This is a genomic window from Chitinophaga sp. (genome assembly GCF_036569185.1).
Classification (GTDB): domain Bacteria; phylum Bacteroidota; class Bacteroidia; order Chitinophagales; family Chitinophagaceae; genus Chitinophaga.
In genome coordinates this window covers 1-9,351 of sequence record NZ_DATCRD010000423.1, presented here as the reverse complement: position 1 = coordinate 9,351, position 9,351 = coordinate 1, and the positions used below count along the sequence as shown (strand labels likewise).

Here is a 9,351-nt window from a genome sequence, read left to right as displayed (position 1 = left end):
AGAGATCATCACAATGAGCGCGGGGCGCTGACCCAATGGAAGCAGGGTAAAGGCTACCAGCAGGATGGCAATGATAAAGTCTTTTCCCAGGCCGCTCAGGCGGCTGTTCACCGCATCGGCCTGGTCGAAGTACTGCACCATATCAATGTTGGCCGGCAATGTTTTTCTGAACTTCTCAATAACCGGTTTATAGGCGAGCTGTGTTTTGGTGATATTTTCACCGGATTTCTGTGCAGCAGATACTACCACGCAACGGTGACCGTTTAGCCGCACAAAGTATTTCTCATCTTCAAAACCATAATATACATGGGCAATATCTTTCAGGAAAATATTTTTCCCATTGCCGGCAGATACAATGGTGTTGCTGATTTCATCGAGATGCTGGTAGTTGCCACTGGTTTTGATATTGAAACTTTTTTCGCCGGCATCAATACTACCGCCGGGTATATTGGCCATTTCACTTTGCATGGCTGCCATCACGGTGCTCACCGGCAGATGGAGCTGCGCCATTTTATCCAGCTGCAATTCTACTCTTACCTGTTGTTCCGGCAAGCCATGCAGTTTTACATTTTTCAGGGAAGGTACTTTCTCGAGTTCATCCTGCAGCTTATCGGCGTAGTAGCGAAGCTTGTCGCGGGAAGCGTTTTCAGAGATCAACGCTACCTGCAGTACGTTCACATCAGAGGGCTCCTGTTTTTGTACTTCTATGCTGTAGATATCGGCAGGCAGTTCCTGGCGTTTGTTGTTCACTTCTCTCACCAGCTCCTGGTATTTCTGGTCTACGTTGGAGCTGTATTTATATTCCACGCGCATCACGGCCACGCCATCGCTGATGGAGGTACGCACCCGTTTGATATCATCCAGTCCGTAGATCTCCTTCTCTATAGGATCTACCACCAGGTCTTCCATGTCTTTCGGGCTGGTGCCGGGGTATACTACGATAACAGTATACTGCGGGGCTCTCATTTCGGGATCTTCCGAGCGGGGCATATTCAGGATGGTGGTGATGCCCAGCACGATGATCATTATAAATATTACCAGGGTGAACTGGTAATTTTTTACGGCATATCTGGCTATTTTCATGATGGCTGTTGTTATTGGATGATACGGATAGGTGATTGATCCTTCAGGTAAGCGCTGCCGGAAATGATGAGCGCTTTTGCCTGTTCCATGCCGGAGCTGATAAGCACATTTTCTTTTTCCATACCTGTTATGGTAACGGGTATTTTCTGTGCGGTTTTATTATCGTTGGTAACAAATACAAACCCGCTGCTACCGTTGCCGTCCAGCAGGGAGGCGTAAGGAATGCTCCAGGCGGTGCCGCCGGTAGCGGCGCCGGCGTGAATATGGCAACGGCCAAACATGCCGGCCGCGATAGCGGCGGGCTTGTTGCCGGTGAGTTGTACATCAATGAGGAAGGTGCCGCTTTGTGCGTCGATGCCTTCGGATTTACGTGTAACCATGCCAGTGAGTGTGTCGCCGGGAACACCTGATACTTCAATACTGGCCTTGTCACCATTTTTCACCTGTGCCCATTCCCTGTCGCTTACGCCTACACGAAGCAGCCAGTGGGAGCTGCTGGCGCCGTTGGTTTGCAGTACCGGTGTACCTGCATTCACCATTTGCCCGCTACTTACCAGTTTATGCAATACATAACCATCCTGTGTGGCGTGGATGGCGGAGTAGCTGCGGTTAAACTGGGTGGTGCTCAGTTGCTGCCGGGCCTGGTCCATAATGGTTTTACTGTTTTCCAGTTGTTCCTGTGTAGCTACGCTGTCGTTATACAGCCGTACAATGCGCTGGTAATCGCGCTGGGCTTTTTCAAAGGCCAGCTGGTCTTTCTGTACCTGTGCATTTATTTCGGTGAGATTGAGCGTTGCCAGTAATTGTCCTTTATGTACCTTATCGCCTTCTTTTACCAGGATACTGCTGATGATGCCGTTGGTTTTGAAGGAGAGATATACTTCATCGTCGGTAGTAAACTGCCCGGAAGCATTGATAGTAACTGCGGTTCCCTGTTTTTCCAGCGGCATGATCTTTACCGGGATGGTATCAGAAACAGTGGCGGTTGCCGCCGGTTTACTGCCACAGGAAAACAGCAGTACGGAAAGGGGAAGCAGGAGCAATGTATTTTTCATGAGTATGTGTTTATTGGTTGTTGTGATTGTTAGTGATATCGTAAGATGCCTGTGCACGTTCCACCGAAGCGTAGGCCGTTTGCACGGCGGCCTGTGCTACTGCGGTTTGCAGCTGGGCCTGTGTGAGCTGGTTCTGTGCGTCCAGTAGTTCTATATAAAGCAGTTGCCCTTCTTTATATACTTTCATCTGGTCGCGGTAATACCTTTCTGCAAAAGACAACTGGCTTTGCGCGGTTTTAAAGTTCAGCAGGGATGTCTGGTAGTTGTTCACCGCTTCGTATAGCTGTAACCGTAGCTGCTGTGTTGTTTGATCGGCGGCATTGGTGATGGTGGCTACTTCATTGGCAGCCTGTTTAATTTTGTATTTGTATTTATGCGATGCGAACAGGTTCCATTCCAGGTTTACGCCAAAGAGATAATAGCGGGTATCTTTATCGAAGCGTGCGCCCATGCCCTGGGAGCCGAGATCAATAAAGGTGCTGAGTTTGGGCACCAGGTAGGAGCGTTGCAGCTGTTCGTTTAACCGGTATACGTTAGTAGCGCTTTTGTATTGCGCCAGTTCTTCCCGGTCGTTGATGTCTTTGCCGGGCAGTTGGGCCGGCACCTGGAGGAGGGTGCTGTCAAGCGTAATATTCTCATCCAGTCCGCGGTTCAGGAGGAAGTTAAAATAGGCTTTTGAATTTTGCCGGGCATTAATGGCTTTGTTGATATCGGCATCTGTTTTTTGTTTCTCTGTTTGCGCGCGATACAGGGCGGTATTGTTGCGAATGCCGTTACGTACCATGCTTTCGTTGATCCGGATGTTTTCATTGATGAGCGACAATGCGTTATTATAAATAGCTACTGCCTGTGCGGCCTGGTAATACTGGTAATAGGCTGTTTTTATATCGCGCACCAGTTCCCGTTTGTATACATTCAGTGCTGCCTGTTGTTGTGTGATCTGTTCTTTGCGGATCTTCTGGTTGTAATAGATCTCTGCATTGATCAGTGGGAGGCTGGCCCTTACTTTGGCGTCGTAAAAATTATCGGGGTTCAGCTGTACGGATACGTTGTCGATATTTTTAAAATTATGACTGTTGGTAAGTTGGTTAAGACTATTGTACACCGGGTTCATAATATCGCCGATGGGGAAGTCGATGGTGCGCCCGCCGGCCGATTTGGTGTAACTGCCGAGCACCGAAACATTTGGACCGAACAGGCTTTTGGCTTCCTGTAATGCCAGCATTGACCTGGTAAGCTGGAAGTTTTGATCCTTCAGACCTTTATTATTATCGAAGGCGGATTGTATGTATTGATCCAGTACGGAGCTTTGTGCAAAGGAGCTGAATCCCGCTGTCAGCAAGGTTGTTAACAATGCTCCTTTTGTGATTGACGTGTACATAATGAACGGTGTTTATTGGTGTCGAAAAAATAAAAGCCACAGGCTTTTGTTAATCGATGTTGATATACTGAACAGTGTTTAATTGCGGTCTTAAAAAAAAGCCGCAATGGCTTTTACTGGTTTATGCTTTGATCATCCGCAGGTATTCGGCTACTGCTTCGTCTATCACCCCGGGCATTTCTTCCTGTGATACGGCGGATACCTTGCATCGTCCTCTCAGGTAGAGACTGATGAAGCCGTGTGCAAAAGCCCAGACAGATAGCGTAGCAATAGTGGCGTCCTTAAATTTCACGAGCTTCTTTGCTATGCATTCCTCCATCAGGTGAAACAGCGCATCATATGAAGGATCCCCATTCTTCCATTCTTCCTCATGGGTGGCATTCATCGGCGCCTTAATAATAAACATCAGGTCATACAACTCAGGATGATCCCTTGAAAACTCTATGTATGCCTTTGCCAGTTGCTGCAATCGCTTAAACGGCTCCCTATGCGTAATTTTCTGCGCAAACTCATTGGCCAGCGTAGCGAAAGCTTCTGTCTGTACATCATACAGCAGCTGGTCTTTATCTTTGTAATACAGGTAAATAGTTGCAGGACTATATTCTATTTTGTCGGCAATATTGCGGATAGATACTTTTTCATATCCCTCTTCCACAAACATTTTTATTGCCACGTCTACAATACGCCTGCGCATTTCTGCCTTTTCCCGCTCTTTTCTTTCTGTTATGCCCACGTTGAATTGTTTACAGTGCAAATATACTGAACGGTGTTTATTTTCCAAATTAATTTTTTAGGCCGGGGAGATGAAGGACAGCTACCGCCATTGTAGCGGTTATTATTTTTAAGTCCCACGGGAGCTTATCGGTTGCAGCCACTTTTATTCCACCATTATTTCATCACAGCAAAGCGAGGGCTTTTTACCTTCCACCAGCCGCCACGCCGGCAGCGCTGCCGGGCATTGGGCAGTAACCCGGATATACCGGGCGGATGTAGCGGCCAGCGTGAATGAGTAATGACTGATATGCACGGCATAGTCTTCTTCCGGGGCTGGGATCTCCTTTACGCCGGCAGGAGTATAGGTTTTTCCGTCCAGGGAGGTTTCCACTGTTATCTGTGCAGGATTGAATATATAATGGCGTGCATCCTGCAGGAAATTCATCCCGATCTGGTGTACCGTTTTATTGCTGCCCATATCAATGGTGGCTATCATATCCTTACCATAAGTGAAAAGCCAGTTGTAGCTGAAATCGTTGCCGCCGGTGAGCCCGTCGGTGAGCGTACGTTCCTTTTTGGGTGTATACTCCGGGGTGTAGGGATTAACCAGTGAAACAGAAGCGCCGTATGCAAGGCTTTTCACCCATTTGCGGGAAAACAGCTCCTGCCATTCCTGCGCGTAGGCATCGGGGGACAAGCCCCCTTCGGAAAGCTCTTTTACGCCGGCGGTTTTGCATTGGGCTACAAATTTTTGTACCCGTTGCGGCCACCGCGGGTTCACGGTTCCGTCAGGCTGGAGATAGCCATATTTATCGGCCCCATAAAAACGGGATTGTTGTAACACTGCATATTCCAGGAACAGGCGGGTATCGTATACCCGTTTGAGATAAACCGGGTTGTTCCCTGCCGCAGCTTCGGCCTTATCCAGGAAGCCGGAATACTGGTCTATCTGCCCCGGCGATAAATAATCCTTTGACGAATAAATGGGATTGCCGTAGATGTCCAGTACAGCGTGTGTGCTTTTAACTGCGTTTATCAGCGCATCCAGGTATTGGCCCATTGGCGCGGCTGCGGGACCATAATATCCTTGCAGGAAGTCGCCGCTGATCTTTTTTATATCCGCCTGCGGTTGCCATAACAGGCAAGCCTGTACGTAGCTGTTGTAGGCTGCCATATCTCCATAGGTTTCGCCACTGCCCTGGGAAAACACGCCTTTTACATGATGTGCGGCAAAGTATTGAAGGTTGGCTGCCAGGTTGCCATAATCCGGAAATGGATTAAGGTAATTGGTGAACTGCGTGGTATAATCCCAGATGAAAAGGTTGCCGGTAGTAGTTTCCCAGTCTTCCAGGTTTTTGCGGAACCCTGCCGCCGAAGATGCCTGGGACAAGGGCTCCTGGCGAAAAGCATCGATAGTGCTCAGCATGATATAAACATTGGCGGCGGGCTTTGTTTTCAACGGCGCTTTGGCGGTATAGCCATATGCCAGTGTAGTAAAGCGCTGGTCCGGGAATTGTTTGGCTACCCGGTTCACAAAGCGGATCAGTGAGCCCTGGGGCCCGCCTTCCTCTGCATCGGCCTTGCGGCACAGGTCGCAGGTACAACCACCGCCGCCATCCTGCGGGGCTATGGACCAGTACATGGCATCCGGGTTAGCGGCAATCGCTTTTTTAAACCACTCTACCGTTAACGTATATACGTTTTCATTGCTTAAGCAAAGTTGCAACGGCTGTCTTTTCCCGTTTACCATTGAGTAATATTCCGGGTGCTCTTTGAAGTAAGTATCCGGCGGAAGGATCTTAAAAAAAGAATGCCCCCAGAGGCCCCAGAGGTCTTCAAACCTGTGCAGCCCGTGCCAGGCGAGATATTCGGCATCCATGGAAGGAGGGTAGTAGCTTTCCCGGTAAAGGAAGGCGGGTTCCTCTAAATCGGAGATCGCACCATTTAAACGTATATCCTTTGCCGTAGGCACAGTGGCCGGCCCGCCGTCGTCCTTACGGCAACCCATATACGTTTGTAAGGTATGGTATACGCCATACACTACACCCTGACCGCTACCGCCCCTGATAAAAAAATGACCGTTCTTACTGCCGGTAAAGAAGCCTTCTCCGCGGATCTCAGCAGGTCCGACGCTATGACTGGTGTTCCCAATGAACACTGCAGGCTGCTCTTTATACTGTGCTTCGGTTATTACGGGTAATGCAGCGCCGGAAATACGCAGGATATAATCCCTGAAAATACCGGCTGCTTTGCTTTCTGCTTTGGTGGCCTGCTCCGGCAGCACAATCACATATTCACTGCGCCCCTGGCTTACCAGTGAGATCTCTTCTGCCGAAGGCCGGCAGGCGCTGTATAACAACGTAGTGATCATTAACAACAAGCTGTTCATAATTCTGCACATTGTAGTTCCATTAAAATTTCCGCTGAAGCGTTACATAAATATCATATTGGTTCTGGTACCCGCTATCGCTGATCTTTTGATTAATCCAGGTACCAAAAAGCCCGAGCGTGGTCCGGTAGCGGATCACCTTCTGATAACCTGCACCAATGCTGTGCGTAAGCAACCCGGTAAGATTGGGGAAGTTGATCAGCCGGCTCCTGTCGTCCGGCGACGTGCCCAATCCTGCTACTACCTGCAGGTAATCCTGCCGCCGGTTCATAAAGTAACGGGTGGTAAGATTAAAGGAGGTATAAAAGTCTGAAGACTCGCTGATACCATACCCGCGCAGGTTCACCCAAAAATCACCAAAGGGTTTAGCTACAGAAACCACGCCGGAAAAGCTGGTGGTGCTGTCCAGGTTCAGGTAACGCCCGCCCAGTTCCACTTCTATTTCTTTCTTAAAGGTTTTAAATATGGAGTAAGCAGCGCGTAACTGGGGGAATACGGTTTTATTAGAATATGCCAGCATGCCATAAGAATAAAGTTTAGAGGAGTGTGTGTAATACATTTCCGCCAATCCCTGCAGGCCATTGCCGGTTTTCCTGCCTGCATAGTTTAACTGCAGGGCATAAGATCCACGCTTCATGAAATGCCGGTACTCCACTGTAGCGATGTTGTATTTATCAGGCATATAGTCATAGCTGGAGTTGAGATAATACAATCCAAACTGGTTCTTCAGCGTTTTGCTTTCCAGGTAATCATGATAATCGGTGTTCACGGCCGTTGGTTGCAGTTTTACTATGGAATCCGCTACCAGTGCGGCGGCAGCAAAGTCCTTTTTATTCTCCAGGGTGATGGCGCGTTTCATCAGGAAAGTTTCATTGCCGGGATAATATTTTATCCCCTGCGCAGTATAGGCCAGGGCGCTGTCGTACCGCTGCTGCCCATTAAGGATATTGATGCTGTACAGCAGCGCCATTGAATCTTTGGGCTGCAGTGCCAGTACCTGGTTAAACATTGCCAGCGCGCTGTCGGGCTGCTGGTTACGCTGGTAATCTGTACCGGCAGACATCAGGCTGGTGATATGCGCATTCTTATATCTGATCGTGTAAGGATACCGGTTCACCAGGTCGCCGGTAATAGCGGCAGCTTCGCTATATGCGTGCATGTCCTGTAGTATGGCGGCCTTTTTCAGCAGGAAATCACGGTTGCCGGGATAATAGCCCAGTGCTTTATCTGCAAAGTACAGGGCGCTGTCCTGCTTGCCGGTGGCGCTTTGCATGTTGATCATATAGTCAAGCGCTTCCTGGTTGGAAGGCATTATGTTCAGCACCTGTTCAAACTGTTGTTTGGCAAGGTCATATTCTTCTGCTCTCATTAAATTGCGGCCGGCAGTTAAACGCATGTCGGCAAAGTTGTTGCTGAAACGCTCATCAGCAGGATGGCGTGCAGCCAGTTCCCCGGCAATGGCGGCTGCTTCTTCATACCTTCCCGCATCTGCCAGCACGCCGGATTTTTTCAGCAGGAAAGCTTCATTGGAAGGATAGTAGGAGAGTGCCTGGTCCAGTACTTTTAATGCAGCGGAACTATTTTTTTGTGAGATGTAGGTATTGACAAGCAAATGAAGCACCGAAGAATCAGCCGGGCTTACCTGCAGGGCAGATTCAAAAGAAGCAAGGGCCAGGTCGTATTGCTGTTGTGCAAGGTATTCGCGGCCGGTAGCAGTTTGCAGTTGTACCAGTCTTTCTTTAAGCGTGGGACTGGGTGCCTGCTGATACAGGATCATTGCCAGGGCGGCGGCACTGGCATACTTACGGTCGCCTTCCAGTACATCCATTTTTAAAGACAGCAGGCGGGTATCATGAGGATTAGCTTTCAGACCACGGTTAATCCACGCCAGGGCTTCCTGGTAAGCGCCCCGGGCCATGCTGTAACCTATCACTTTATCCAGCGCTTCCCGGTTCCCGGGATCTTTTTCCAGCACACTGCCGTACAGCGTATAGGGGTCCATGTTAGCATAGTAGGCGGCAGCTTCCATACGGAGGGGCGTCTCTATTGTGCGGGCTTTGGCATCACCCGGGTACCGCCGTTGTATTTCCTGTAAGGTGCCCAGGGCTTCTGTATAAGCATGCATATCCTGCAGTATGCCCAGTTTACGCATCAGCAGGTCGTAGCTGCCGGGATGTTGCGTGAGTTCATCATTTACCTGTTCCAGGGCCGATTGGTAATTTCCTCCTTTCAATGCCACACCAAGACTGGCCTCCCGGGCTTCCTGGTTACGCGGATCTGCGAGGAGCACCCGGTCGTAGCTTTGCCGCGCCATGCCGTTATTCCCCAACTGCCGGTAATATTTGCCGCTTTGCAGGTAATGTTCTACGTAAGCATTCCGAACGGTAGTATCTTCAGGGTATTTATTCATAATGGTTTCGGCCAGCTCATTGCCGCGGTATACTTTGTGCTGCAGGTCCAGTATACCCAGCTTCTTCAGCATAAATTCGCGGCTACCCGGAAAGTAGGCCAGCGCTTCATCTGCGTAGCATTCTGCTTCTGCATATTTGCCGGTGGTCAGCTCTACATTGATGGCATAATAATAAGCATCGCGGTAGCGTGGATTTTTAACAAGTACTTCTTTTATATACTTTCTTGACAGGTCATATTGTTTGGTAAGCATATACAACCGCGCGAGCAACAGCTGCTGGTCAATGAAATCCGGCTGCGCTTTCAATGCCTGCTGCGAT

Annotated in this window: 6 protein-coding genes; all 6 read right to left on the bottom strand. The window is 49.3% G+C overall.

Features of this window, described 5'->3' with window-relative positions; genetic code table 11:
* Positions 1-1,083: efflux RND transporter permease subunit (locus tag VIM72_RS32010; RefSeq protein ID WP_332006860.1), on the bottom strand; the 1,083-nt coding region annotated here is incomplete at its 3' end.
* Between the two features lie 11 nt (positions 1,084-1,094).
* The gene (locus VIM72_RS32005; RefSeq protein WP_332006859.1) at positions 1,095-2,138 is read right to left on the bottom strand and encodes an efflux RND transporter periplasmic adaptor subunit; all 1,044 of its coding nucleotides are present in this window, start codon (positions 2,136-2,138) and stop codon (positions 1,095-1,097) included.
* A gap of 10 nt (positions 2,139-2,148) precedes the next feature.
* Positions 2,149-3,519 (bottom strand): TolC family protein, encoded by a 1,371-nt coding sequence (locus tag VIM72_RS32000; RefSeq protein ID WP_332006858.1) that lies wholly within the window; start codon positions 3,517-3,519, stop codon positions 2,149-2,151.
* Positions 3,520-3,640: 121 nt separating this feature from the next.
* Entirely contained in the window at positions 3,641-4,252 is a 612-nt protein-coding gene (locus VIM72_RS31995; RefSeq protein WP_332006857.1) for a TetR/AcrR family transcriptional regulator, read from the bottom strand.
* A 144-nt stretch (positions 4,253-4,396) separates the two neighbouring features.
* A complete protein-coding gene (locus VIM72_RS31990; RefSeq protein ID WP_332006856.1) occupies positions 4,397-6,622 on the bottom strand; it encodes a DUF4838 domain-containing protein in 2,226 nt (741 codons plus the stop codon).
* A gap of 22 nt (positions 6,623-6,644) precedes the next feature.
* The coding region (locus VIM72_RS31985; RefSeq protein WP_332006855.1) for a tetratricopeptide repeat protein at positions 6,645-9,351 on the bottom strand (2,707 nt) is incomplete at its 5' end.